The organism is Synechococcus sp. MEDNS5 (genome assembly GCF_014279875.1).
In the GTDB taxonomy this organism is placed as follows: domain Bacteria; phylum Cyanobacteriota; class Cyanobacteriia; order PCC-6307; family Cyanobiaceae; genus Synechococcus_C.
Genome location: NZ_CP047952.1, coordinates 821,304 through 842,613 on the forward strand (window position 1 = coordinate 821,304; position 21,310 = coordinate 842,613).

General features: G+C 60.9%; 36 protein-coding genes. 22 read left to right on the top strand and 14 right to left on the bottom strand.

The genetic code is table 11. The annotated features are described in order from the left end of the window. Positions 1 to 66: 66 nt before the first annotated feature. Entirely contained in the window at positions 67 to 1,182 is a 1,116-nt protein-coding gene (locus SynMEDNS5_RS04090) for an NAD(P)-binding protein (protein ID WP_186584831.1), read from the top strand. 295 nt (positions 1,183 to 1,477) lie between these two features. On the opposite strand, the gene SynMEDNS5_RS04095 is transcribed toward SynMEDNS5_RS04090, so the two are convergent. Then, positions 1,478 to 1,897: a DUF1499 domain-containing protein gene (locus tag SynMEDNS5_RS04095; RefSeq protein WP_186584833.1), complete on the bottom strand. Its 420-nt coding sequence runs from the start codon at positions 1,895 to 1,897 to the stop codon at positions 1,478 to 1,480. 26 nt (positions 1,898 to 1,923) lie between these two features. Continuing rightward, positions 1,924 to 2,856 (bottom strand): bestrophin family ion channel, encoded by a 933-nt coding sequence (locus SynMEDNS5_RS04100; RefSeq protein WP_186584835.1) that lies wholly within the window; start codon positions 2,854 to 2,856, stop codon positions 1,924 to 1,926. A gap of 62 nt (positions 2,857 to 2,918) precedes the next feature. Between SynMEDNS5_RS04100 and SynMEDNS5_RS04105 the strand changes: the two genes are divergently transcribed. Both SynMEDNS5_RS04105 and SynMEDNS5_RS04110 read left to right on the top strand, forming a co-directional pair. Continuing rightward, positions 2,919 to 4,241, top strand: a complete 1,323-nt coding sequence (locus SynMEDNS5_RS04105) for a Rieske 2Fe-2S domain-containing protein (RefSeq protein ID WP_186585831.1) — start codon at positions 2,919 to 2,921, stop codon at positions 4,239 to 4,241. 23 nt (positions 4,242 to 4,264) lie between these two features. Beyond that, a complete protein-coding gene (locus SynMEDNS5_RS04110) occupies positions 4,265 to 4,534 on the top strand; it encodes a cupin domain-containing protein (protein ID WP_186584837.1) in 270 nt (89 codons plus the stop codon). A 32-nt stretch (positions 4,535 to 4,566) separates the two neighbouring features. Here SynMEDNS5_RS04110 and SynMEDNS5_RS04115 read toward each other — a convergent pair whose 3' ends face one another. Then, on the bottom strand, positions 4,567 to 4,911 hold the full coding sequence (locus tag SynMEDNS5_RS04115) for a DUF1651 domain-containing protein (protein WP_370593569.1): 345 nt from the start codon (positions 4,909 to 4,911) through the stop codon (positions 4,567 to 4,569). A 94-nt stretch (positions 4,912 to 5,005) separates the two neighbouring features. Here SynMEDNS5_RS04115 and SynMEDNS5_RS04120 point away from each other — a divergent pair, with 94 nt between their 5' ends. From SynMEDNS5_RS04120 to SynMEDNS5_RS04130, 3 genes are read left to right on the top strand one after another with little or no spacing between them, the layout of a single operon-like run. Beyond that, on the top strand, positions 5,006 to 5,998 hold the full coding sequence (locus tag SynMEDNS5_RS04120) for an NAD(P)-dependent alcohol dehydrogenase (protein ID WP_186584839.1): 993 nt from the start codon (positions 5,006 to 5,008) through the stop codon (positions 5,996 to 5,998). Positions 5,999 to 6,022: 24 nt separating this feature from the next. Then, positions 6,023 to 6,757 (top strand): peroxiredoxin-like family protein, encoded by a 735-nt coding sequence (locus SynMEDNS5_RS04125; RefSeq protein WP_186584841.1) that lies wholly within the window; start codon positions 6,023 to 6,025, stop codon positions 6,755 to 6,757. Beyond that, entirely contained in the window at positions 6,747 to 7,331 is a 585-nt protein-coding gene (locus SynMEDNS5_RS04130) for a pyridoxamine 5'-phosphate oxidase family protein (protein WP_186584843.1), read from the top strand. The genes SynMEDNS5_RS04125 and SynMEDNS5_RS04130 overlap by 11 nt, the downstream gene beginning before the upstream one ends. Here SynMEDNS5_RS04130 and SynMEDNS5_RS04135 read toward each other — a convergent pair. Further along, positions 7,321 to 7,806: a hypothetical protein gene (locus SynMEDNS5_RS04135; RefSeq protein ID WP_186584845.1), complete on the bottom strand. Its 486-nt coding sequence runs from the start codon at positions 7,804 to 7,806 to the stop codon at positions 7,321 to 7,323. The two genes, SynMEDNS5_RS04130 and SynMEDNS5_RS04135, sit on opposite strands and share 11 nt — an antisense overlap. Before the next feature lie 80 nt (positions 7,807 to 7,886). Here SynMEDNS5_RS04135 and SynMEDNS5_RS04140 point away from each other — a divergent pair, with 80 nt between their 5' ends. From SynMEDNS5_RS04140 to SynMEDNS5_RS04155, 4 genes are all read left to right on the top strand, one after another. Then, on the top strand, positions 7,887 to 8,159 hold the full coding sequence (locus tag SynMEDNS5_RS04140; protein WP_186584847.1) for a DUF3303 domain-containing protein: 273 nt from the start codon (positions 7,887 to 7,889) through the stop codon (positions 8,157 to 8,159). A 66-nt stretch (positions 8,160 to 8,225) separates the two neighbouring features. Continuing rightward, positions 8,226 to 9,476 carry a glutathione S-transferase family protein gene (locus SynMEDNS5_RS04145; RefSeq protein ID WP_186584849.1) on the top strand — a complete coding sequence of 417 codons (1,251 nt, stop codon included), beginning with the start codon at positions 8,226 to 8,228 and terminating at the stop codon, positions 9,474 to 9,476. 50 nt (positions 9,477 to 9,526) lie between these two features. After that, on the top strand, positions 9,527 to 9,850 hold the full coding sequence (locus SynMEDNS5_RS04150; protein WP_186584851.1) for a molecular chaperone DnaJ: 324 nt from the start codon (positions 9,527 to 9,529) through the stop codon (positions 9,848 to 9,850). Further along, positions 9,850 to 10,716, top strand: coding sequence for an NAD(P)-dependent oxidoreductase (locus SynMEDNS5_RS04155; protein WP_186584853.1), 867 nt, complete (start codon positions 9,850 to 9,852; stop codon positions 10,714 to 10,716). Before SynMEDNS5_RS04150 ends, SynMEDNS5_RS04155 begins: the two co-directional genes overlap by 1 nt. Here the strand turns inward: SynMEDNS5_RS04155 and SynMEDNS5_RS04160 are convergent. Then, on the bottom strand, positions 10,709 to 10,924 hold the full coding sequence (locus SynMEDNS5_RS04160) for a chlorophyll a/b-binding protein (RefSeq protein WP_011932731.1): 216 nt from the start codon (positions 10,922 to 10,924) through the stop codon (positions 10,709 to 10,711). The genes SynMEDNS5_RS04155 and SynMEDNS5_RS04160 overlap by 8 nt on opposite strands. Positions 10,925 to 11,007: 83 nt before the next feature. On the opposite strand from SynMEDNS5_RS04160, the gene SynMEDNS5_RS04165 reads away from it, so the two are divergent. The 3 genes from SynMEDNS5_RS04165 to SynMEDNS5_RS04175 all read left to right on the top strand — a co-directional run bounded on the left by SynMEDNS5_RS04165 (position 11,008) and on the right by SynMEDNS5_RS04175 (position 12,432). Further along, positions 11,008 to 11,427, top strand: a complete 420-nt coding sequence (locus SynMEDNS5_RS04165; RefSeq protein WP_186584855.1) for a nuclear transport factor 2 family protein — start codon at positions 11,008 to 11,010, stop codon at positions 11,425 to 11,427. A gap of 250 nt (positions 11,428 to 11,677) precedes the next feature. Further along, the gene (locus tag SynMEDNS5_RS04170; protein ID WP_186584857.1) at positions 11,678 to 12,175 is read left to right on the top strand and encodes a DoxX family protein; all 498 of its coding nucleotides are present in this window, start codon (positions 11,678 to 11,680) and stop codon (positions 12,173 to 12,175) included. Positions 12,176 to 12,261: 86 nt separating this feature from the next. Continuing rightward, positions 12,262 to 12,432 carry a hypothetical protein gene (locus SynMEDNS5_RS04175; RefSeq protein WP_186584867.1) on the top strand — a complete coding sequence of 57 codons (171 nt, stop codon included), beginning with the start codon at positions 12,262 to 12,264 and terminating at the stop codon, positions 12,430 to 12,432. A gap of 12 nt (positions 12,433 to 12,444) precedes the next feature. Here the strand turns inward: SynMEDNS5_RS04175 and SynMEDNS5_RS04180 are convergent, their stop codons facing one another. Further along, positions 12,445 to 12,600: a hypothetical protein gene (locus tag SynMEDNS5_RS04180; protein ID WP_186584869.1), complete on the bottom strand. Its 156-nt coding sequence runs from the start codon at positions 12,598 to 12,600 to the stop codon at positions 12,445 to 12,447. A gap of 42 nt (positions 12,601 to 12,642) precedes the next feature. Here SynMEDNS5_RS04180 and SynMEDNS5_RS04185 point away from each other — a divergent pair, with 42 nt between their 5' ends. Both SynMEDNS5_RS04185 and SynMEDNS5_RS04190 read left to right on the top strand, forming a co-directional pair. After that, complete coding sequence (locus tag SynMEDNS5_RS04185; RefSeq protein ID WP_186585833.1) at positions 12,643 to 13,278, top strand: SOS response-associated peptidase; 636 nt, start codon at positions 12,643 to 12,645, stop codon at positions 13,276 to 13,278. Between the two features lie 68 nt (positions 13,279 to 13,346). Then, positions 13,347 to 13,661, top strand: a complete 315-nt coding sequence (locus tag SynMEDNS5_RS04190; RefSeq protein ID WP_186584871.1) for a DUF3303 domain-containing protein — start codon at positions 13,347 to 13,349, stop codon at positions 13,659 to 13,661. A gap of 1 nt (position 13,662) precedes the next feature. Here SynMEDNS5_RS04190 and SynMEDNS5_RS04195 read toward each other — a convergent pair whose 3' ends face one another. Genes SynMEDNS5_RS04195 through SynMEDNS5_RS04215 form a run of 5 tightly spaced genes read right to left on the bottom strand, consistent with a single transcriptional unit; the run spans position 13,663 to position 15,570 of the window. Beyond that, entirely contained in the window at positions 13,663 to 14,187 is a 525-nt protein-coding gene (locus SynMEDNS5_RS04195) for a WbuC family cupin fold metalloprotein (protein ID WP_186584873.1), read from the bottom strand. Next, positions 14,184 to 14,354, bottom strand: a complete 171-nt coding sequence (locus SynMEDNS5_RS04200; protein WP_186584875.1) for a hypothetical protein — start codon at positions 14,352 to 14,354, stop codon at positions 14,184 to 14,186. Before SynMEDNS5_RS04200 ends, SynMEDNS5_RS04195 begins: the two co-directional genes overlap by 4 nt. Further along, positions 14,354 to 14,806: a low molecular weight phosphatase family protein gene (locus SynMEDNS5_RS04205; protein WP_186584877.1), complete on the bottom strand. Its 453-nt coding sequence runs from the start codon at positions 14,804 to 14,806 to the stop codon at positions 14,354 to 14,356. The genes SynMEDNS5_RS04200 and SynMEDNS5_RS04205 overlap by 1 nt, the downstream gene beginning before the upstream one ends. A gap of 8 nt (positions 14,807 to 14,814) precedes the next feature. Continuing rightward, positions 14,815 to 15,324: a hypothetical protein gene (locus SynMEDNS5_RS04210; protein ID WP_186584879.1), complete on the bottom strand. Its 510-nt coding sequence runs from the start codon at positions 15,322 to 15,324 to the stop codon at positions 14,815 to 14,817. A gap of 3 nt (positions 15,325 to 15,327) precedes the next feature. Further along, complete coding sequence (locus tag SynMEDNS5_RS04215; RefSeq protein WP_186584881.1) at positions 15,328 to 15,570, bottom strand: hypothetical protein; 243 nt, start codon at positions 15,568 to 15,570, stop codon at positions 15,328 to 15,330. A 112-nt stretch (positions 15,571 to 15,682) separates the two neighbouring features. On the opposite strand from SynMEDNS5_RS04215, the gene SynMEDNS5_RS04220 reads away from it, so the two are divergent. From SynMEDNS5_RS04220 to SynMEDNS5_RS04235, 4 genes are all read left to right on the top strand, one after another. Then, a complete protein-coding gene (locus SynMEDNS5_RS04220) occupies positions 15,683 to 16,489 on the top strand; it encodes a prohibitin family protein (protein ID WP_186584883.1) in 807 nt (268 codons plus the stop codon). A gap of 14 nt (positions 16,490 to 16,503) precedes the next feature. Next, positions 16,504 to 16,977 carry a hypothetical protein gene (locus tag SynMEDNS5_RS04225; RefSeq protein WP_186584885.1) on the top strand — a complete coding sequence of 158 codons (474 nt, stop codon included), beginning with the start codon at positions 16,504 to 16,506 and terminating at the stop codon, positions 16,975 to 16,977. After that, complete coding sequence (locus SynMEDNS5_RS04230) at positions 16,974 to 17,150, top strand: hypothetical protein (protein ID WP_186584887.1); 177 nt, start codon at positions 16,974 to 16,976, stop codon at positions 17,148 to 17,150. The genes SynMEDNS5_RS04225 and SynMEDNS5_RS04230 overlap by 4 nt, the downstream gene beginning before the upstream one ends. A 93-nt stretch (positions 17,151 to 17,243) precedes the next feature. Continuing rightward, positions 17,244 to 17,417 (top strand): Nif11 family protein, encoded by a 174-nt coding sequence (locus tag SynMEDNS5_RS04235; RefSeq protein ID WP_186584897.1) that lies wholly within the window; start codon positions 17,244 to 17,246, stop codon positions 17,415 to 17,417. Positions 17,418 to 17,646: 229 nt separating this feature from the next. Here SynMEDNS5_RS04235 and SynMEDNS5_RS04240 read toward each other — a convergent pair whose 3' ends face one another. Continuing rightward, positions 17,647 to 18,030 (bottom strand): DCC1-like thiol-disulfide oxidoreductase family protein, encoded by a 384-nt coding sequence (locus SynMEDNS5_RS04240; protein ID WP_186584899.1) that lies wholly within the window; start codon positions 18,028 to 18,030, stop codon positions 17,647 to 17,649. 128 nt (positions 18,031 to 18,158) lie between these two features. Between SynMEDNS5_RS04240 and SynMEDNS5_RS04245 the strand changes: the two genes are divergently transcribed. After that, the gene (locus tag SynMEDNS5_RS04245; protein ID WP_186584901.1) at positions 18,159 to 18,323 is read left to right on the top strand and encodes a hypothetical protein; all 165 of its coding nucleotides are present in this window, start codon (positions 18,159 to 18,161) and stop codon (positions 18,321 to 18,323) included. A gap of 65 nt (positions 18,324 to 18,388) precedes the next feature. Beyond that, complete coding sequence (locus SynMEDNS5_RS04250) at positions 18,389 to 18,706, top strand: TIGR03894 family protein (RefSeq protein ID WP_186584905.1); 318 nt, start codon at positions 18,389 to 18,391, stop codon at positions 18,704 to 18,706. Positions 18,707 to 18,718: 12 nt separating this feature from the next. Here SynMEDNS5_RS04250 and SynMEDNS5_RS04255 read toward each other — a convergent pair whose 3' ends face one another. Next, positions 18,719 to 20,170 (bottom strand): glycosyl hydrolase family 57, encoded by a 1,452-nt coding sequence (locus SynMEDNS5_RS04255; RefSeq protein WP_186585834.1) that lies wholly within the window; start codon positions 20,168 to 20,170, stop codon positions 18,719 to 18,721. Between the two features lie 161 nt (positions 20,171 to 20,331). Between SynMEDNS5_RS04255 and SynMEDNS5_RS04260 the strand changes: the two genes are divergently transcribed. Further along, positions 20,332 to 20,838 (top strand): hypothetical protein, encoded by a 507-nt coding sequence (locus SynMEDNS5_RS04260; RefSeq protein WP_186584907.1) that lies wholly within the window; start codon positions 20,332 to 20,334, stop codon positions 20,836 to 20,838. 12 nt (positions 20,839 to 20,850) lie between these two features. Here the strand turns inward: SynMEDNS5_RS04260 and SynMEDNS5_RS13065 are convergent, their stop codons facing one another. Further along, entirely contained in the window at positions 20,851 to 21,303 is a 453-nt protein-coding gene (locus SynMEDNS5_RS13065; protein ID WP_255440299.1) for a hypothetical protein, read from the bottom strand. Positions 21,304 to 21,310: the final 7 nt, after the last annotated feature.

Below are 21,310 nucleotides of genomic sequence, written 5' to 3' on the forward strand. Positions count from 1 at the left end.
GGGAGATCCAAGACGGGCCGCCACCCGTCTTTTTTATTCAGACTCTCCGCAGAGAATGGCGAGCTCATGGCTGATGTGGATCTGGCGGTGATCGGTGCGGGGCTTTCGGCCTGTGCTCTGGCGTCGGCTCTTCGCCGCAACCAAACAGTCGATTCCCTGGTGATCCTCGAGGCTGGACGCGGGCCGGGAGGTCGTTGTGCAACGCGACGCCGGCGGGATGATGGCCTCTGGCGGCTGGACCATGGCGCGCCGACCCTCAGCTTCAGCGCTGCACCGCAGGGACGCTTGGGCGCGCTTGTCGACGATCTTTGTGATCGCGGGGTTCTGGCGCCGGATGCTGCTCCTGTGGTCGGTCTCGATGGGGAAGGCGCGCTGTGTGAGCCTCCCGCTCATCCGTTGCTTTGCGGTCCGCGCTGGCGTGGCCAGCCCACCATGGCTGCCGTGGCCGAAACGCTGTTGGCCGACGCCGGAGACGCTGTGTTCACCAGCTTCGGGGAGCGGATCAGCAAGCTCAGCTGGGAGGACGGACGTTGGTTGCTGCCTGGCGGCTGGCGGGCACACACGCTGGTGCTGAGTGGAACACTGCTGGCCCATCCGCGCTCGCTGGCGATGCTGGGCTGGCCAGATGTTCCATTGCGCAGCGCGGTGGCCGTTGGGGTCGATCCCGGCCTTGATGCAGCTCTGGAGTCGATTGCCGTGATGACGGCCAGCGTGCGCTGGAACCTGATGCTGGAGTTGCCTCCGGTCACCGGTGATCCGCTCCCTCGACAGATCTGGCTCACAGAGGAGGTCCAGGATCGCTGCGGTGTCGAACGGCTGGTCCTGCACCAACAGAGCGATGGCCGCCTCGGCTTGGTGGTGCATGGCCTCGATGATGGTGCTGAGATCAGGCCAGACACCCAACCGGATCTGCTGGTGCATCACGAGAAGCGCTTGCTGGCGGCCTTGCCCCAGCTGCTTGTGCCTTGGCCTGCCTTGCAGGCGGCACTTCCCGAGGCGCGCAGCCTCGGGGTGATGCGCTGGGGTGCGGCGCAACCCCTTGACCATGCGTTGCCCAGGCATCTGCAGTGGTGTCCGCAGGCCCGGGTGGGGTTCTGTGGCGACTGGATCGACGGTGCAGGCTTCGGGATGGCGGAGGGCGCTCTGCAGAGTGCGCTGGAATTGGCAGAAATGCTGCAGTGATGCGTCCGATTGCCGAAGCAGCGCTCAGATTTGTTTCATCAGCTAAAAAAAACCCCGAAATTGTTCGCTGATGCTGGCTGTGTTCCCGATTGCGCGTCAGAACTGAGGAAAGGCTTCTTTCCATGCGATCGCACTTTCAGCCTGTTCGGCCTCATGCCAGCGTCCACGACGACGACCCCTGCCAGTGCGCTGCCTGCGTGGCCTTTCGAGGTCGCCTGCAGGCCATGGTTTTGTCGGCACCGGGGAGATCGATATCGAGGCGTCCCAGCGCCGAACAACGCTGAGCGTTGGAGAGTCATGGTTTGTTGAAGCCTTGATTCTCCAAACCCTGGGCCAGGGTCTGCAGGCGCTGACCGTTCACTCCAAGGTCGGAGTCACCCAAGCGTGAAACAGATCGGGCTTCGAGCAGTTCGGGGGCGGCTGCATTGAGCTCTAGATCATCGACAAAGCCGAAGATGCGGCTGCTGAAGGTGGCATGGAGGTAGCCATCCTCCCGATTGATCACCTCAGCCTGCGGTGTTGATTCGATCAGTGTGGTGAGGCTCTCCAGTGCTGCGCTGGAATCCGTCACCGCCCAGTCGAACCGCGCGCAGTGCGCGGGCCCGGGGCAGGGGCTGAGGTGACCGCCGTGAACTCCAAGATCCTCCGGGACAGGGCCCACCAAATGAAACAGGGCGAGAACCAGGGGTAGGGCGAAGAGAGCGAACGAGGGCATGACGTAAGGGGGAGCGGGTGGGCGGCTCAGGTCCAGCGCACTGGATCCTTGGAGTTCAGATGCTGCACATGGTCAGTGTCACCATCGAGAAGATCGCGGCTGATCGTGAGGCAGATGCTGTCGAGCGGGAGGGAGAAGCTGCTGCCGTCAGCGTCGAAGGGACCCTCGACATAGGCGCCAATGCGTTCCGCCATGAGAAACAGCAGCACGATCAACACTCCACTGATCGGGATTCGGGACTCGGGCCCGAGGTCGTGAAAGTACAGGAGCAGAAGCAGTCCGAACAGCCAGGTGAGCAAGCGCACGAAGACGTCGTAAGACGCGGGCAGCGGCGTGTTGCGGATCCGTTCCAATCCGCCGATGGCATCGGTGCAGGCATTGGCCACTTGCATCAGCTGCATGCGTCCGAAACTGTCGATGTGCCCGTGCTGATGTAGGGCCCGGATCCACTCGGCCCGCTGCAGACCGAGCTGGCGCAGGCTGCTGCTGCGGGGCAGCTTGAGGCCATCGAGAAGCTGCCCTTGCAGCTCCCTGAGCTCCCGGTGCCAGAAGTTTCGCAGCTGGAAATTCAGCTGCCACACCAGAGCCACCTGCAACTGCAGAAGCTGGCGTTCCTGTTTGTTGTTGATTCGGTCGCTGCTCATGTGGGCGCGGAGGGTGTCGGACCAGCTCCGGCTCACATTCACGATCGATCCCCAAAGTTTCCTCGCTTCCCACCAGCGCCCGATGGCCTGGGTGTTGCGGAAGCCAATGAAGATCGAGGCCGCGATGCCGAGAATCCTCACCACATCGCCATCGGCTGTCCAGCCTCCGGGAATCACCTCGCTTTCGATCAGCACCGCAATTGTGAGCAGCAGCAGCAACTCCAGGCGCATGCGTTTCATCAGCTGCAGCAGCACCAGGGAATAGTCCCGGCGCCGGGTGCTGGGCGGATGGCCGTAGTCCCCGAGTTCAATCATTGCTTTGAAGTCACAGACGTTGCTCCGAGACAGCGATCATGACGGCACTCGTGCACGGATCCATGCATGCCAGCTGGACGGAGCAGTGGTGGCCGGTTGCCTATTTGCGCGATCTCGATCCTGGACGACCACAGCGTTTCACGCTTCTCGAGCGGGATCTCGTTCTGTGGTGGGATGCCGCGTCCAGTGGCTGGCGTGCCTTTGATGACGTTTGCCCTCATCGGTTGGTGCCTCTGAGTGAGGGACGCATCAATGCGTCCGGGGAGCTGGAGTGTCCCTATCACGGCTGGACTTTCAATGGAGAGGGCCGTTGCACGCGCATCCCTCAGATGGGCGAGGGGGGAAGCCCATCGGGGCGTCGGTCCAGCTGCACGAGCCTCCCCACCTGTTCAGGACAGGGACTTCTGTTCGTGTGGACCGGTGATCCGGAGATGGCTGGGGCCAAAGACCCCCCGCTGGTTCCTTTGCTTCAGGAGCAGGGGGATGGATGGGCCGATGGATGGATCGTGCAGGACACGTTCCGCGACCTCCCCATGGATGCGCTCACCCTGCTCGAAAATGTGCTGGATGTGAGTCATGTGCCGTTCACACATCACAAAACCGTCGGCAACCGGGAGAACGCCGCACCTGTGCTGGCTGTGATTCAGTCGGAGGGCGATTCGGGATTTGAAGCTCTTTGGGAAGAGGGTCCCCGCCGGGGGCGGCTGGGCTCCCAGTTCACCCATTTCCGCGCACCTCAGTTGATGTGGCATGACCTGAATGCCAAGGGGTTCGCGCGGATTCTCACCGTGGTCTACGCCGTGCCGATTCGCCGCGGTGAGTGCCGTCTGTTTGCCAGGTTCCCATTCCAGTTCAAGTCCGCGTTGCCCAGGGTGCTTGTGGGCTTGCGACCCCGATGGCTGCAACACATCGGCAACCACAAAGTTTTGGAAGACGACCAGGTGTTTCTGCATTGGCAGGAGCGGGTGCTGGAGGCTGCCGGCGGCAGCGCTGCCGCCGAGCGCGCGTTTTTCTTGCCAACCGAGGCGGATGTGTACGTGGCCGCGTTGCATCGCTGGATCAACAGCCACGGCGGAGAGCCTTTTGCAGGCCAGCCGTTACCGGCCAGGCAGGGGATGGCCTCGCTCATGGACCGGTACAACAGCCATACCGTGAATTGCCGCAGTTGTTCGACCGCTCTGCGCTGGATTCGTCGGGGGCAGCCCTGGTGTTGGGTTGTCCTCTGGACTGCGGCGGTGTTGATCGGTGTTGGCCAGATGGGCTGGTTGAGCGCCTGTGGAGCGCTGCTGGCCGTTCTCGCTGTTCTCCTGCTTCAGCGTCTGCAGCGTTGGGAACGGGGATTGACGGTCGGCGACGGACTGGCGCCGCGTAATTATGGGACTTGATTGATGACATCATCTGCTCGGAGATGATTCGTGTGACCTCCCCTTGCCCTGACAGCGTGATCGTGGCGCTGGGGGCCCGTGAATGGCCCATCTGGGCCTGTGAAGTGAGTGAATTCCCCTGGCACTACGACCAGAGGGAAACCTGTCTGTTGCTGGAAGGTGACGTGACGGTGACGCCCGAATCCGGTACGCCCGTGCACATCAAGGGCGGTGATCTGGTGGAATTCCCAGCCGGGCTGAGGTGTACGTGGAGCGTGCATCAACCCGTTCGCAAGCATTACCAGTTCGGTTGACCCTGGAAATCCCCGGTGAAGCGCTTCACTTTTCAGACATCCACATCAGCTCCCCACTGGGGCCTGCAGGGTTGCCAGCCCACCCGTAGAAGCTCCTTCCAGAGTTGCTCCGCCGTTTCTCGCCGTAGGTGCACCCGCGTGGTCAGCAGCGGGGGCTGGTTTGGAAAAGGTCTCCCTGAATCCACAAACACGCGCGGGTCGCGGTTCCAGTTTTTTTCATCGGGGTGGAAGCGTTTCGTGTCCTGGGTGCTTGGGTCCTGGATCCAGCCGTGACGGGGCATCGCTTTCGGGGGGTGATCAGGGAAGCGCGCATCCACTCCTCCGCCTTGAAGGGTGCGTAGGGCGAACTCGGAGCCATGGGTACGCTGCTGGTACACCTGTTCTAATTGTGTAGTACAGATGTGTCAATGCGCTGTGGCGTTGCTCGTGCGGCACGACTAAAGACAAGGGAGCACTGTTGCTGATCCCGCTGTGATCTCTGTCTGGCAAGCACCATCTGCGGGGGCCCCTCTTGAGCGCGGCCAGCGGCCTGCTCTCGAGCCTGCTGCCGATGAGCTGCTGCTGGAGGTGATGCACTGCGGCCTCTGCCACAGCGACCTTTCAATGATCGGCAATCACTGGGGCGTCAGCCGATATCCCCTGGTGCCAGGTCATGAAGTGATCGGTAAGGTCACGGCTGTGGGCGAGGGAGTGGATCCCGGCTTGATCGGCGAGGTTCGCGGTTTGGGGTGGATCAGCGGTAGTTGCAACCATTGCAGCCTCTGTCTCGGCGGTGATCAGAACCTCTGCAACTCCCTGGAGGCCACGATCGTGGGACGGCAGGGGGGCTTCGCCAGTCATGTGGTGGCTCGGCAGGACTGGGCGATTCCGCTGCCGCCAGGCCTGGATCCTGCTGATGCAGGTCCCTTGTTCTGCGGGGGCGTGACCGTGTTTGCGCCGTTGGTGGATGAAGCGGTGTCGCCCACTGCCCATGTGGCGGTGGTTGGCATCGGTGGGCTGGGCCATATCGCCCTGCAATTTGCGCGGGCTTGGGGGTGTGAAGTCACCGCCATCACCACCAATCTCGCCAAGGCCGAACAGGCGCGAGGTTTTGGAGCGCATCACGTGGAGGAACTGGAGGCGCTTCCCGATCTTCAGAATCGGTTTGATCTTGTGATCAATACGGTCAACCACCCCCTCGACTGGAGTGCGGTGATGGCTTCGCTCAGACCCCTGGGACGCCTTCATCAGCTTGGGGCCGTGCTGGAACCGATTCAGGTCGGTGCCTTCGATCTGATCCCCGGGCGGCGGTCGATCACCGGCAGCCCCTTGTCCTCTCCGGCCAGTCTGCTGACAATGGTGGACTTCTGTGTTCGCCACAACATCCGCCCCCTGGTGGAGCATCTGCCGATGGATCAGGTGAATGTGGCGATCCAAAGGCTTGCGCAGGGTGATGTGCGCTATCGCTTTGTGCTGGATGCTTGAAGCGGTGTGCGATTGGAAAAAAGCATGAAAGCCCCCGAGTCTTTGCTGAAGCGCATCGCTGGTGTTCCTGGGATGGGTCGAGGCTGCCGGCGTCTGGTGGTGCTGCTCACCCAGCTTGGTGATTTCGACTCCATGGAGTACGCCCAGGCTCTGGTGCCTGCGCTGCCTCAGCTGGACCAGGCCGGGATCCAGCTTTTGGCGATTGCGATCGGAAGCCAGGAGGGTGCCGATCGTTTCTGCGGGTTCTCCGGCTTTCCGGTTGAGCGCTTGCAGGTGGAGCCGAATGCCCTCCTGCACCAGGCCCTGGGGCTGTCGCCAGGGCTGAAGGCCCCAGGCGGAGCATGGCCCTCATTGCTGCTCATGTGTGCAGGCATCGGTTCTCCGGGCACCCTGGCGGAAGTGTTGCGTGGGTACACCGGCGATCGCACTGCGCCCCAGCGCTTCAGCGACGATGAGGTGATCAGCACCGGTGTGCTGCCTGAGATCCGTGCCGGGATGTTCCGCCGGGCCGGCGGCGGCGGGTTTCAACGCCCGTTCGAACTGGCCACGGTGCGCTTGCGCAACATGAATGAAGTGCTGCGCCACTGGGGTACGTATGTCCCCGATGATCGCTACATCACCCAGCGGGGAGGCACGTTCCTGCTGGAGGAGGACGACTCCCTGCTGTACGTCCATCGGGATCGCGGCATTCTCGGGTTTTCCGAAACGATGAACCGTCCGCTGGCTTTTCTCGATCCCTGGATGCCAGATGCCGGTTGATCCCATCCATTCGATGTCGTTGCCCCCCTGGCGGCCTTTGCTGCGGGCAGCCCGCCAGCGGGAGGGACGGGCACCAGGGGCCAGCTGGCTCCAGTTGGCCAGCGTGGCGGCCGATGGCACGCCGCGGGTGCGCACCTTGGTGTTTCGAGGCTGGAGTGATGAGGGTGCCCTCGAGCTGCTCACCGATGCCCGTAGCGAGAAACCAGTCGAACTCAGTGGGCAGGGGCAGGTGGAGCTGTGCTGGTTGTTCCGCAAGGCCAGAGAACAGTTCCGCCTGCGTGGGATCGCTCAGTTGTTGAGTGATGGCGACGATCCTGAGGCCCTGAACGCCCACTGGCAGCGGTTGACGCCCGGTGGTCGCTGCGTCTGGGCCTGGCCCCATCCAGGGAAGCCTTTTGAGGCCGCTGGCCCCTGGCCTGAGGCGATCGCCGATGGGGAGCTACCACCGCCCCATCTGCTGTTGATCCGCATTCAGCTTCAGCGTGTGGAGCAACTCGATCTCAAAGCGCATCCCCATCGGCGCCGCTGCTGGGACCGTGGGGACGACTGGATCGAGCGACGCCTTAATCCCTGAGCGTCCAGAGGGCGAGCCCACCTCCCCGCCCCCGAGCCGCCAGCCAGCCGCTTGCATCCCTGTGGATCAAAGCGAAGAACGGTTTGCGCATGGCGGCTGGAGCTGGCAGCGACCGTTGCAGCAGGGTGATGGCGCCAAGCGTCAGCCTGACCTGCTCGAAGTGGAAGCTCAGTAGAGGTCTGCCTCCGCTTAGCTCCCCAGGTCCGCTGAACTGCAGGGTCACCGGGCCGAGGTTGACGGCATTGCGAAGGCGCAGATGGTCATCGCCGGCTTCACGGATCTCCAGGCAGGCGCCGAGGCTGCGCAGCAGCCATCCGTTGAATGCGTTGGCTTCGCTGCGCCCCTTGGGCCAGATGGTCTGCAGCTGCCAGCAACCGATCACGTCTCCGGCGTTGATCCCACTTCCCTGATGGCGAACCTGCCGCTCGCGCGTCAGCAGATCGTTCCCTGTCGCGGTGGTGCTTGGAATCGACAAGGAATCCTCGGAGCTGTCGCCGACATGCTGTCGGATCGAGCGCAGGCGTGCTAACTGAGAACGCCCTTATTTGTGATTCCATGTTGTTCCTCATGCACTGGCACTTCAAGACCGGCTTTCACGAGAAGGCGGCTCGCAAGTTCATGCAGACCGGTGCTCCCATGCCAGCTTGCAAGTCGTGGAAGCGCTATCACGCACCCGGATCGGTTCAGGGCTGGATCCTGGTGGAAACCGATGATGCCGGCGTCTGCTATGAGCACGCCGCTGAATGGGCGGAATGCCTCGACTGGACTGTGACACCTGTGTTCACCGATGAGCAGGCCGGTCCCCTGATGGGCAAGGTCTACAGCTGATCGCTCGGCTCAAACCGGCGTTCGTCTCCGTCTTGCCGCCAAACTGCGGCAAGACCTGGGGACGTGATGACTGAGGAGTCGGCGAAGGCGGAGGCGCTCTCCTGGGCTGCCCTCGAGGCTCTGGCACCGGCTGCAGCCGAGCGGGTGGAAGGCCCCACCAACGCTCAGGCCAGCTTGCGTCTGTTCGGGCACTCCGTGGCGGATGTGCAGGTGACGTTGTTCCGGGACCACCACGCCTGGTGCCCGTACTGCCAGAAAGTGTGGCTCTGGCTTGAGCTGCGCCGGGTGCCTTACCGGATCCGCAAGGTCACCATGCGCTGTTATGGCCCGAAGGAGCCCTGGTTCACGGCACTGGTTCCCTCAGGAATGCTGCCGGCTCTGGAACTCAATGGACGCCTGATCACCGAGAGCGATCGCATCCTCGAAGCCCTCGAACGCGCCTTCGGACCGGTGGGAGCCGGCATGAATGACCGGCGGGTGAGGCGCCTGCGCGAGCTGGAACGGTTGCTGTTCCGTGCCTGGTGTGTGTGGCTCTGCTCTCCTGGCCTGCGTGAGGATCAGGAACGGCGCGCCCGGGATCAGTTCCAGCGGGTGGCCGCCCAGATGGAGGAGGCGATCGCCCTTGGTGGTGGGCCTTGGCTGGATCCTGATGATCCGATGGGGGCAACACCCGGCACTGCGGATCTGGTGTTCATTCCCTACGTGGAGCGCATGAACGCATCGCTGGCCTATTTCAAGGGGTTTGCCCTGCGCGAAGCCCATGGCGGCATCGACCGTTGGCTTTCAGCCCTTGAGCAGCTTGAGACCTACCGCGGCACCCAGAGTGATGTGCACACCCATGCTCACGATCTACCTCCGCAGATGGGCGGATGCTGGTCTGACGGCAGTGCCCAGCAGCAGCGCATGGCCGCGGAGGTGGATCAGGGTGAGGGGCTGGGTGCCCTGGAATGCCGCTGGTCACCGTCTGAAGGAGAGGTGACTCCCCAGGCCAGAGCCCTCGAGCGTGTGTTGCGCCATCGCAGCACACTGATGGCACGCAGCCCTCTCGGGGAGGGTTTTGATCAGCCCTTGCGCGCAGCACTCACCACTTTGATGGGTGCTGGACCGGTGCTGCCGGCTGCAGGCTCAGCGGCAGCTCTGCGTTATCTGCGCGACCGGATTTCGGTGCCTCGCGACATGCCTCTGCACAGCGCCCGGCTGCTGAGGCAAGCCCTGGAGAGCACAGCGGCTCTGGCAGGCCACGACCAACCGACTCCGCTGCCCTTTGAGCATCGCTTCGATCAGGATCCCAGACCCTTTGTCGGCTCGGGCACCTGATCAGTGATCGGCGATCGAGCAAGGTGGGAAGCCATTGTTCCCGTGAGTTGATGGCTGGAGATGGATTCGGAGCGAAAGGCTCTTCTGCCGCTGGCGGGAAACGCAGCAGCTCCAAACGCAAGCCTCGGCAGGCCAATCATCAGCGGGAACGCTGTCCCCTCGGTCGGGATCCCGGTTTCGAGGCGATCTGTGCGCGCCAGACCCTTGGCTTGGCCTTGTCCGGTCGCCTGACTGAGCAGGCTGTGAAGCGGGCTCACAAAGCCCTGGCCGTTCAGCATCACCCTGACAAAGGCGGTGATCCCGAGATGATGACCAGGCTCAACAACGCCCGCGATTTGCTCCTGGAGCCAGAAATGGAGACGATTCCAGCCTGATGGTCAAGGTTGTTCTTCTTGGGACTGGCCTCCTTGGATCTGCCATTGGCCACCGCCTGTTGACGGTTGGCTGTTCGCTGCGGGTTTGGAACAGGGATCCAGCCCGCTGTGAACCGCTGGTTTCCGCCGGTGCCCAGCTCTTGGAGGATCCTGCCCAGGCCATCGAGGGAGCCTGCACGGTGATCACGGTGCTGCGGGATGGCCCGATCACCTCTGAGGTGGTGGCGTCGTTGGGCGGATTGAAACAGTGTTGCGTGATGCCGATGGGCACCATGGGCATCAGCGAAAGCGTGGCCCTGGAGACCCAGGTGCAGGATCAGGGCGGTGTTTATCTTGAAGCCCCTGTGCTGGGAAGCCGTCCTGAAGCATTGGCTGGCCGGTTGCTGGTCATGGCAGGCGGAGATCAGGCGGTGTTTGATCAGCAGTGCGCTCTGCTGAAGCACCTCGCTTTGGAGCCGAAGCGGATGGGCGCCGTGGGAACTGGCGCGGCATCAAAGTTGGCTCTCAACCAGTTGATTGCCAGCCTCACCCATGGCTACTCGCTGGCCCTGAGGCTGATTCAGGCCTCAGGTCTGGACGTGGAGCGTTTCATGGAGGTGCTGCGCCCGTCGGCGCTTTATGCGCCAACGGTGGACAAAAAGCTCAAGCGGATGCTGACGCATGACTACAGCGATCCCAACTTCAGCACCAGCCTTCTGCGCAAGGACCTGAACCTGTTTCTTCGAGAGGCCGGTCTGGCTGGGTTGGATGCCGGAGGTCTAGAAGGGTTGGCATGTTTGCTGATGCGCGCAGAGGGGACGGATTTGGACGCTGGTGACTACAGCGCCCTGCACGAGCTCACGGCCGCCGACCCAAGTTTCAACTGAGATACCAGCGGATCAGTGCCATCACCTGACCGGCAGGGCCATACCCCGTGATCCATTCGCCGATCACGGCAGCGGCAAAACCCACCATGGCTGTGCGACCGTTCAGCCTCTCCACTCCGGCCAGAGCGCTGGTGTTCCAGGGACGGTTGGTGGTGAGGCCTTCGCCGAACTTTTCAACGGGCTCGTAGCGGTAGCTCGGTTCGGACATGGCGTTGGCTCAAGGTGTGCTGGAGCCTATGCAGAGACTGTTGATTTACGCATAGGGTTCAACCGGTTATTGCGACGTCATCCGTGGACGCAGAGCGCCTCCGATCCCTGTTCACCAAGCCTTACGGCATGGCAGCACCCACCGAAGATCAATGGCGGGAGCTGTATGACGACAACGTGCACTTTCAAGACCCAACTCAGGAGCGCAGCGGCATCAAGGCTTACATCGAGGCGCAGGATGGCTTGATGCGTCGCTGCGATGACGTGTATCTCACCGCAAGCGCCATTGCCGTCGACGGGGACATGGCCTTCATCGAATGGGAGATGGGGCTCAAGATCAAAGGCATCGAATTCATCTACCCAGGAACCAGCCGCTTGCGCTTTAACAGCGACGGGAAGGTTTGCGATCACCGCGATTACTTCGACTTCGTTGGACCGACCTTTGCGCCCGTGCCTGTGGTGGGTGGGTTCGTGCGCTGGCTTTACAAGCGGTTTGTCGACTGATAGCGACTCAGCTTCCAGAAAGCCAGGCTGGTTAAGGCTGCGCCGAAACCAAGGAAGAGTGTGAGAAGGGCTTCGCTGCTCATGTCAAGTGCACTTTATCTTTGTAAACATTGTGGCGGCTTCACGCGTGCAGTGTGGCCCGAGCATGGGGTTGTTCTAAGTATTTCTGCTCAAAGTCGAGTGGATTGACTGCTCAGCTCGCGAGCCTGCAGATTAATTCGTTACATTCTCGAAACATACGGGTTACGACGTGCTCAGAGCGATTCTTTCGAAGCCATTTCTCGCCGACGTGGGCTTACTTGTTCTTCGTGTCTTCACAGGAGCACTTCTGATTCATCACGGTTACGAGAAACTTGCCAATATCGAGAATTTTGCTGATGCCTTCGTGCGTCCGCTGCACCTTCCATTTCCGATCGTGCTTTCTTACATCGCTGCTTTCTCCGAAATTGGTGGTAGCTGGCTCCTCATCACCGGGCTTCTTACCCGCTTCGGTGCCCTTGCGATTCTGGGAACGATCACAGTGGCGATTTATCACGCAGTGATTACTGCAGGATTCAACATTTACCTGCTTGAGCTTCTCGGTCTTTACTTTGCGGCGGCTGCGGCCGTGCTCACAGTTGGTCCTGGTCGCCTGGCCATCGATGAATTGATCGTCCGCCGGTTCAATCCCGAAATGCGTCCTGAGACCAAAACTGCAGACGATGCTTTCGCCTCTTCGGACACGCTCGCTCAAGGTGCAGAAGCCTGATGCCACCACTGGCTTTTTGAACTAACCATTGACTGGACTGAAGTTCTTGCTTCAGTCCTTTTTTTTCGATTGGAATGATGGACTCGATGAATGCTCCCACGATCAGCTTGCTGATCTTCGGTGCGCTCTTCGCTGCATTGCAGATCTGGTGGATCGGTTCGCTGATGGTGAGAAATCGGCGACGTGCGGGCGAGCGGCCCCTCACGACATCACAATTCCGACAAGATCTTGAACGCATCTTCAAGAACAAAGCTTGAAGAGGCTTCCCGTCAGTAACTCGACTGAGGCAGGGTGAAGCCAGAGTTCATGTGCTGAACGTCGAGCATGACCCAGGTGAGCCACACCAGAAGAGCCACCACACCCGACCCAGCGGCGAAGCGTCCCAGATTGCGGATCAGAAGTTCAAAGACGCTGACTTCCTTCATCGAATCCGATCGTGTGATCACATCTTGCTCGATCGTGGTCTGATGTGCGGTCGCTTCGCTCTCTCGATTCCGGTGTCGGACTTGCCGTTGCCCTTGCAGCAGCATCTCAGCCCGGAGCATCGGGAACGCTATGCACCCCGAGATCGGATCGCTCCCGGAGAACCTCTTCTGGTGCTCCGCCGGGACGAAAGGGACACTTCTGCTGCCCTGATGCTCTGGGGCCTGATTCCCTCCTGGAGCAAGGACCCGGGAGGCGGGCCGAGACCCTTCAATGCCCGTGTGGAAACACTCGACGACAAGGCCATGTTCCGGGGGGCCTGGCGTCACCGACGTTGTTTGATTCCAGCCAGTTGTTTCTTTGAAAAAGGCTGGCGGATTCGGAGGGTCGACCATCAACCGTTCTGGCTTGCAGGCCTCTGGGAGCGCTGGCTCGGTGCTGATGGCAGCGAAATCGACAGTGTCACGATTCTCACCACCACTCCCAATGCGCTGATTCGACCTCTGCACCCGCGCATGCCAGTGGTGATCCCTGCTGGGCTGGAGGATGGATGGATGGCGGCTGTTGATGGAGCGGGCTTAAGGGCTTTGCAGCCTTTGCTGGGTTGTTGGGATCCCACGGGTTGGATCAGGGATCGGCCTGCAGACAGGGACCAGCTCTCTCTCTTTGAGAGTCCCTAGCCGTGTCGCAAGACACCGTTGCGAGCGTTGGCTGCCCTTAGGTTTTTGCGGCAGAGATTCGAAGAACCATGCAGCTCTATTTCGTGATCGGCACGATTCCCGATATCGACAGTCAGCTTGATGTGTACAGGGAATTCATCAACTATTTCGAAGGAGGTTGTCAGAACGACTGTTTTGAAGGCTTTGAATTGATTCAGCGGGCTCACCTCCCTGGCCAAGGGCAGGTGGTAGCTCTGATGAAAGCCCGCGGTACAGAGGAACTGTTTCGCCACCTCGCCCCTTGGCGTGCCCAATTCGGCGTCGAGATGGAGATCACTCCCGCGATCAGTGATGCCGAGGTCGTCGCCAGTCACAAAGTGCTGTTCGCTTCGATGGAAGACTGATTCAGTCTTTGCCCGGATGGGCCCGTGGGGCCTGAGATTCGAGGAATCGATGACGCCAGCTGCGCTCCTGAAGTTCGGCTTCAGGAGTCCGTTCTTGGGGGAAGCTTTGGAGAAAGTCTTTGTCTTGGCAAGGAACATAGGGTCCTTGCTTCAGTTCGAAAATCACGGAGTCGCGCTCAAGAGCCACCAGCGTGTGGAATTGACCTTCGGCCACCTCCACCCCGCGGACAGGCCCGGATGCTGAGAGCGTCTCCGTCTGAAGAATCTCTCCCTCAGGGCTGAAGATCAGCAGGCCGATCGCTCCCTGCAGAACAAGAAAGCACTCGAAACCTGCCCCCTCCTGATCGCGAAGATGACGATGGGGACAGACGTAGGTGCCGGGTTGCAGCACGTTGAGAAAGCGCTGAACCGGTTCAGTCTCCTTGTGGAAGTTGTGGTTGAAACGTTGCCGTGGTCGCTGGGCGGCTTCCTCGGAAAGAGCGTTGAACAAGGTCTGATCGATGCGCTGGATCGGAGATCGGCTCATTGGCGCTGCTCCCGCAAGCGGCGCATGGAATTGCGGGGCATCAGTCTGTTGTCTTTCAGGGACGGCATCCCGTCGTTGGGACGTTTGGCGCGTGGGTGATAACCGATGAGGGCAATGCCGATCAGCATCAGCAGAATCGCTGCGCCGGCCCGAAACACCCGAAACATCAGTGGCCTGTGATCAACGCGTTGATGAGTTGATCGACCTGGTGTTGCAGAAGCGCGATCGGATCATCACCGGCGACGACCTCGTCGAGATCCTTCACGCTCCAGAAGCGGATCTTTGCTTCCAGATCTGGGAACAACTCACGCACCATCGGTCTGTGGGCATCGGCATCCACGGCCACCACCACATCGGCTTGTTCCACGTCATCTCGGCTTACCTGACGGGGCATCGCCAGTTGGGTTGGATCAATGGCTACACCATGTTGCTGCAATGCAATCTGGGCCTCGACGGCCATCGCTCCGATGTTGCCGTTGTCGGATGTCACCTTCAGACCGGCTGATACGGCGTGAACGTCATCGTCATGGCCCTGGAGGACGATCTGATGGTTGAACCAGAGTTCCGAGAAGCGGCTGCGGAAATAATTGCCGGTGCAGAGGAAGAGAACGGTTCGCATCGCCGCGTTCAGGAGAGAGGGTCTGCAGGAGATGCGCGCACCACGCCCTGTTCCAGGGGAAGCAGGTCATCGTCATCGGTGGCCCGACTGCGAACCGGTGCGCTGAATCCCCTGGCGCGGGCATTCTTGACCTCAAAAGGCCCCGGAGTGCCGGTGGGGACGGCCAATCGCAAAGCAAAGGGATGCTCTCCAGGCTCCACATCACCGATGGATCCCACCCGGGTGCGGTTCTGAAGAACGGGCTCGCCGCTGCGGTCGAGGATCCGGGCATACACGTCGGTATCAACGACCGCACGCCGTCCGGGGTTGTTCACCATGCCGCTCAGCACGTAGCAGCTGGCCCCTTCCGGACTGGTGATGGTGGGCCTGCTGGCCGCTGAGGGACTGGGCTGGGCCCCCGGATCCGCGGCATCACAGGGAGCCAGCGAAACGCCCGTGAGGGGCAGGTCTGCGGCGAGGGCCGGCTGAGCCACAAGCATTAACAGCGCGATCACTCCGGCAGCAAGAACTTTGGCCATGGCTCAGCGCTGCAGGCCGGCCACGGTGTCGGTGAGCTCAGCCACATCGGAAAGACCGTTCACGTCGAACCAGGGAGCTGTGGCCCAGCTGAATCCCTCCCCGAAGGTGTTGTCCGGCGCTGTGATGTACCAATGACAGTTCACATCAGGGACGTCAACAGCGCACTGGGACCAATCGTTCTGCCACTGAGGGACCTGCACCCACATCACAGCGGCGAAGAGCAGGGAGAGAAGGCTTCTCAGCACGGGACCCAAGCAGGATGGCTGGACGCTACCAGGGTTCTGCTGGGCCTGCGAGCACTGCGGCATTCCTCTCGCTAGGACTTGTGAAGTGATTCGTCTCCGACGCCACCCCCGCATGCAAAGTCCATCGCCGATGCGTTCTGTCAACTCCGGAGGTCCGGAGGGGGGCTTGGTGGCCATCGTGGCCCTTGTTCTGGCTGGGCTGCTGCTGCTTGCGCAGTCTCTTTTTGTGGTTCCCGCCGGCGAAGTGGCGGTGATCACCACCCTGGGCAAGGTGAGCGGGACGCCGCGGCAACCGGGGCTGAATGTGAAAGCGCCCCTGGTTCAGCAGGTGTGGCCGTTCAGCATCCGCACCCAGGTGCGGCCTGAGAATTTCGCCACGCTCACGAAGGATCTTCAGGTGATCCAGGCCACAGCCACCATCAAGTACGCCCTGCGCCCTGATGAAGCGGGTCGGGTTTACAGCACGATTGCCAGCAGCGACCGGGATGTGTATCCGCGGATCATTCAGCCCTCCCTCTTGAAAGCGCTCAAGTCTGTGTTCTCGCAGTACGAGTTGGTCACGATCGCTTCGGAGTGGAACGACATCTCTGCACTGGTGGCCAGCACCGTGGCCGAGGAACTTGATCAGTTCGATTACGTGAAAGTGGTGGGACTTGATCTCACCGGTCTTGAGATCGCCGAGGAATACCGGGCGGCGATTGAGCAGAAGCAGATCGCTGAACAGCAGCTTCTGCGGGCGCAGACCGAGGTGAAGATCGCTGAACAGGAGGCCCTTCGCTACGACACGTTGAACAAAAGCCTTGATGACCAGGTGTTGTACAAGCTCTTCCTTGACAAGTGGGATGGTCAGACTCAAGTGGTTCCTGGGCTGCCGGGAGTTGCCGGAGGGACTCCGCCGGTGATCGTTGGCCGGCGATGAATCGCTTGTAGCGCATGCCTCGTCTTGACCCAGGGCTGATTCTTCCGCCTCTCATCACCAATGTGTTTCCAGGGCGTCGTCTGGCGCTCTGGTTGTTCATCCCGCTGATGCTGGTGACCCTTTGGCGCAGTCAGCATCACCTGCTGGCTGCCGATGGTGGTGCGCAGTCGATCGCCCACATTCCCCTGAATGCCTACTCAGAACCTGCGGCTGCCACCATCGTGGGGCTGTTCGCTCTCTGGGGTCTAAGTCAGCTGATTCTGGCGTTTCTGCAACTGCTGGTTCTGCTGCGCTACCGAGGCATGATTCCCCTGTTTTATCTGCTCACATTGATCGAATACGGCGTGAGAGCCCTTTACATGCCGGCGTTGCGTCCGATCCCGACCACGGCCACAGCTCCGGGCGCCGTGATCAATGGCCCCATGGCCGCCGTTTCTCTTGCGCTGTTGCTTCTCAGCATCTGGCCCAGGCGAGAGGTCTCCGCATGACGCAGCGCACAGCCACCGGTCTTGTTTTGGTGCTCCTGGTGGGTCTGATCACCCACTGCGCATCCCAGGTGCAGACGCGCGTGCGCTACCGAGTGCTGCCTCAGCAGGGTCCAGGCAGGCCTCTTCCGGTTCCTGTGCGTCATCCATCGCCCAAGCCCGGTTTGCTCCTGTGAGGGGGCCTTGGGCACGGGAAGAAATTCCAACGTATCTCCCGATACACGGCTGGTGCTCCTACTGATGAAGAACCCCTTCTGGAGGTTCTGACCATGTCGATGAAACAGCTGGAGACGTTCTTGGCTAAAGCCAGTGGCAATGACGACATCCGACGCGAATTGGACCATTGCGATGGCGACACGATCTGTGTCGCCAAAGTGGGTCTGCGCCATGGCCACAAGTTTTCTGCCGCCAACTACAGCCGCTGGCAGAGAGAACACGGCTGAAGTCCATCTGTGACGGCACGTTGACACAATCCACGGCAGCTGAAACAGCTCACTTACAACTGATGAGTCCCTGATTGAGACCCCATATGGAGACCAGCTTCGGCAGGGACCTTGCCCGTTCGCTTGCGTTGATGCTTTTGGAATTGCAGGCTGAACTTGAGGAGTTCGCTCACCAAGTTGACCTTCACCCAGATGCAGTGTCGTCAGCTGTTGAGAAGAGCCTGAGTTCTCAGGCTCCGCGGTAATCGGGGTCGAGGGGAAGTCCCTTCAGGCCCAAGGCGATCTGCCGAGCTGCGAGGAGCCCTGGATAGAGAAGGTTCGCTCGCTTTGAATTGCTGAACACGCCATGAAGAACCCGCAGGAGTGGATCGCTCGGGGTGAGATTCCGGCACAGCATGGTGATGGCTTCGCTGCCATGCCAGATCTGCTCACCGTCCATCAGTACGGCGCCGTTGCTGATGTTGTAACCGCGCCTCCTGAGCATGGCTCTGAGTTCATGATCGCTGCGGCCGTCACGGATCACGAGGTCGGGCACACCCCCGAGCAGCTCGCTGCGAAGGGCAAAATGCCGACAGAACGGACAACCGCCGTCGTAAACAAGAGTGAAAGGCATGAAGCCATTCTGACGTGCTCTGCGAGCTTTCAGCCGCTGCTCATCCAGTTTTCAGTGCCATTTCTCTAGGGCGGGTCGAGGCTCAAGCCACGGGGACGATCGCTCCCCGATCTGTTCGGGAGCCTCCCATGACTGACTACGAAGTTCATCTACGCCGCTACGGCGGTTCCATGCACGGCCCGATGATCATCAGGCTGGAAGCAGCAGACCCCGTGCAGGCCCAGCGTGCTGCCCGCGATCTCTGCCCCGGTGCGGTGGTCACTCGCGTTGAGCCGACCTTTTCAATCCGCTGAACGGCCTGTTTCACCCTGAACGGTAGGTTGAGCTCATTACAACGATCGGATCGCTCGTCCCTGGAATGGCAGACAAGGAACTCCTCAGAGAAGTGGCGCTTGAGCTCTGGAGCTCGGTGAAAAAGCTGCGCCCGGGTCTGCCACGGGAATCACGACTGGAGCTCACCCTCAAGGCTCTGATGGTGATTGGCGATCTGAGCGATCAGATTCAGGCCGCGGTGGTGGTGGGGCTGATTGCCGAGCAGGAGCCTCCTGAGAGTGAGCCCGAGGGACAGGATGTCACCCTCAATGAGGAGAGCTCCGCCTCCAGTGCTGGTTCTGAAGTTGAGCAGACCCCTGACGGGCGCAGGGTTGTGCGCCGTCGATCCAGGTCTGGGAGCTGAGCCCACAGGTTGTTATGGCATGGAAGCCAGTACGGCTTCCCCCTGACGGTTGATCTCCTGGGCAAATTCGGTCCATAGGCCCTGACCCCAGTAGCGGAAGCAACTGGTTTCCAGCAGCAACACATGCAACAGGGCCTGTTGATAGGCAGAGCTGGCGGTCACCGATGGATCCGCTGCAACAGTCGCGTCGAAGCGCTGATGAAAGCGTGCGCTCAAGGCCTGCATCGGGTCCAGCACATTGCTGTAGCCATCCACCCAGCTGAGGTTGCTGGTCCAGGACGCTCCTTCCATCGAAAACCCTTCCCCAAGGGATGTGAGCTTCGCAATCGCTGAGGTCATCGCTTCAGGTTGAACGGCATCACCGACCTCCTGCCAAAGCCTGTGCTGCTGCACGGCCTGAATCCGGGGAAAGTCCTTGTCTTCCACGCCGATGGCATCGAGATGCGCCAGATACTCCGACCCATTGAGCGCTGTGACGTTGCCTTCCCCATCCCGGACCCGGCGGCTGGCCTGACGGAACGCCTCGGGAAACTCGTTCATCATCACGCCGCCGTTCTCCCCATCGGCGATCTGGCTCACCAGTGATGGCACGGTCTTGCCACTGAGCTGCTGCGATCCCAGCCCCATGGCTTCGTAACACGGCTGCATCTGGCCCACCAACTTGGTGTCGGATCCCTGGGTCTTGATCAGCACTGTGATGCTGAGCTCTTCGCCGCGGGAGTTTCTGGCAATGAGCTGATTGGGGAGGTAACGCTGGGCATGATCGAGGGGGGTGCCGTTGCACTGCTCCACGCTGTGCTCCTGCACCAACATCCAGCGATAACCGGATTCCTTCAGAGCCTTCACCAGAGCAAAAAGGGTGTCGGGGTGATTGGGGAGGTGCATCTCCGGAAGGGAGAACCCCTGCACCCGCTGCAACGCCTCGTCGCCAAAGAGATCGGCGAATTGGTGGTGCCAGGCGCTGATCTGCAAGGCCAGATCCGGAATCGGGGTGGAGGGTGCGACGGCATGGCTCCAGAACGTGCCGAGCCACTCCACATGGCCCTGCATCTGGTGATCACAGGCGAGGTAGCGGAGGGCCTCGGTGATGTCATCACGGCCCATTTGCTCCACGCCCCAGAGCAGATTGCCGGAATAATCGAGCATGATTTTGGGATTGCAGCCTTCGCTGATCAGTTCGGGGATCAGCTCTGCCATGCGCCGGTAGCACTGAGCGAAGGGCTCGGCGTTGTGGTTGTCCCCCTCCCCTGGTCGATCGAACATGTACTGAAGGTGGGAGAGCAGAGCTCCATCCGCTCCTGCCGGCACTGTGGGTTGATGCATGTGCAGGGCACAGGCGAAGGCGGCCTGTTGGCCTTCGAGAGTGCTGTTGATTTGTGAAATCCATGGCCTGGAGCGATTCAGCCTGAGGGACTGGATGGTCTGCTCCCGCCCGGCGATTGGTGGCAACTGGTCAGGGTGCATGGAGTTTGAGAAAGGAATGCGGATGAGGCTCGGTTGGGCTGCGTTGGTGCTCCCCATCGGGTAGCGCAGAAGAAGAATCCGCCAGGCCTGCCTCGGAACGTCAACCTGAGCGTGAATGCGTGTCTAAGTCTGTAAGTGAGTAGGTCAGTGGAGCTTGATCGATGCGTCGGTTGCGGATTGGGTTGAAAATTCTGCTGTTGAGCCTTCTGGGTTTGCAGGGGCCTTCCACGTCTTCTGTCTGGGCTGGTCACCACTACCACGGAGGTGGCTACCACCATGGCGGTGGTTATCACCATGGCGGTGGTTATCACTATCACCACCGTTACAGCAAGGGCCACTGGTATGGCCATCACGGTCGTTGGTATGGGCCCGGGTTTGCCAACCGCTGGAGTTGGAATACCTTCGGCGCTCTTGCTGGCGCTGCCGTGATTAGTGACCTTGTGAGTCGTGCCTTCGAGGCCAGCAGCTCAACCATTGTTGTGCCCGACAGTTCGTATGCGCTGGATTACGACAGCATTCGCGCCAATGGCAATGTGATCACGTTCAAGGTTGATGGCGCGCCGATGCGTGCCGACTGCAGGAGCGGCACTCTCGATGGTCATTCCCCTGAGAGTCGCGGGGAGGCGCAATTGGTGAATGCAGCCTGCACGGTGGCTTTCGGTTTCTGAGCTGTGGTGCCCTCAGGCCACTTCCGGTGCCCATCCAGCCTGACGATGCCAGCGCGGAGCCCACTGCAGGCAGTGGTGGGTGAGGTGTGTGCCCTGAGGGAGTTGCTGATGCTGCCGGTCGCAGCCCAGCAGCGTGCGTCCCTGTTGGTCACAGCTGTAGCGGAAGTGCTGGCAAGTGATGCAAACGCTTGATCCGCGACTGGGTTGCAGGTCGTTGACACTGAGGACACTCCAGAACTCCATCACTCGATAGCGCAGTACATCTGTACTAGCCGCAAGAGTGGCTTTGGTCAAGAAATGGCAAGCAATGGTGCTGTTGCCTCGGAAGGGGTCGATGCTCATCCCATGGGAATACTTCACTGCCCAATCTGTGTTGGCCTCGCTGTGCTCTCGGCGCTGCGTTTCTTCGCCCATGGCGTGATGTTGGTGCAGCTCGAAATCGGCCGGGAAGATCGTTTCGCTCATCCGGCCG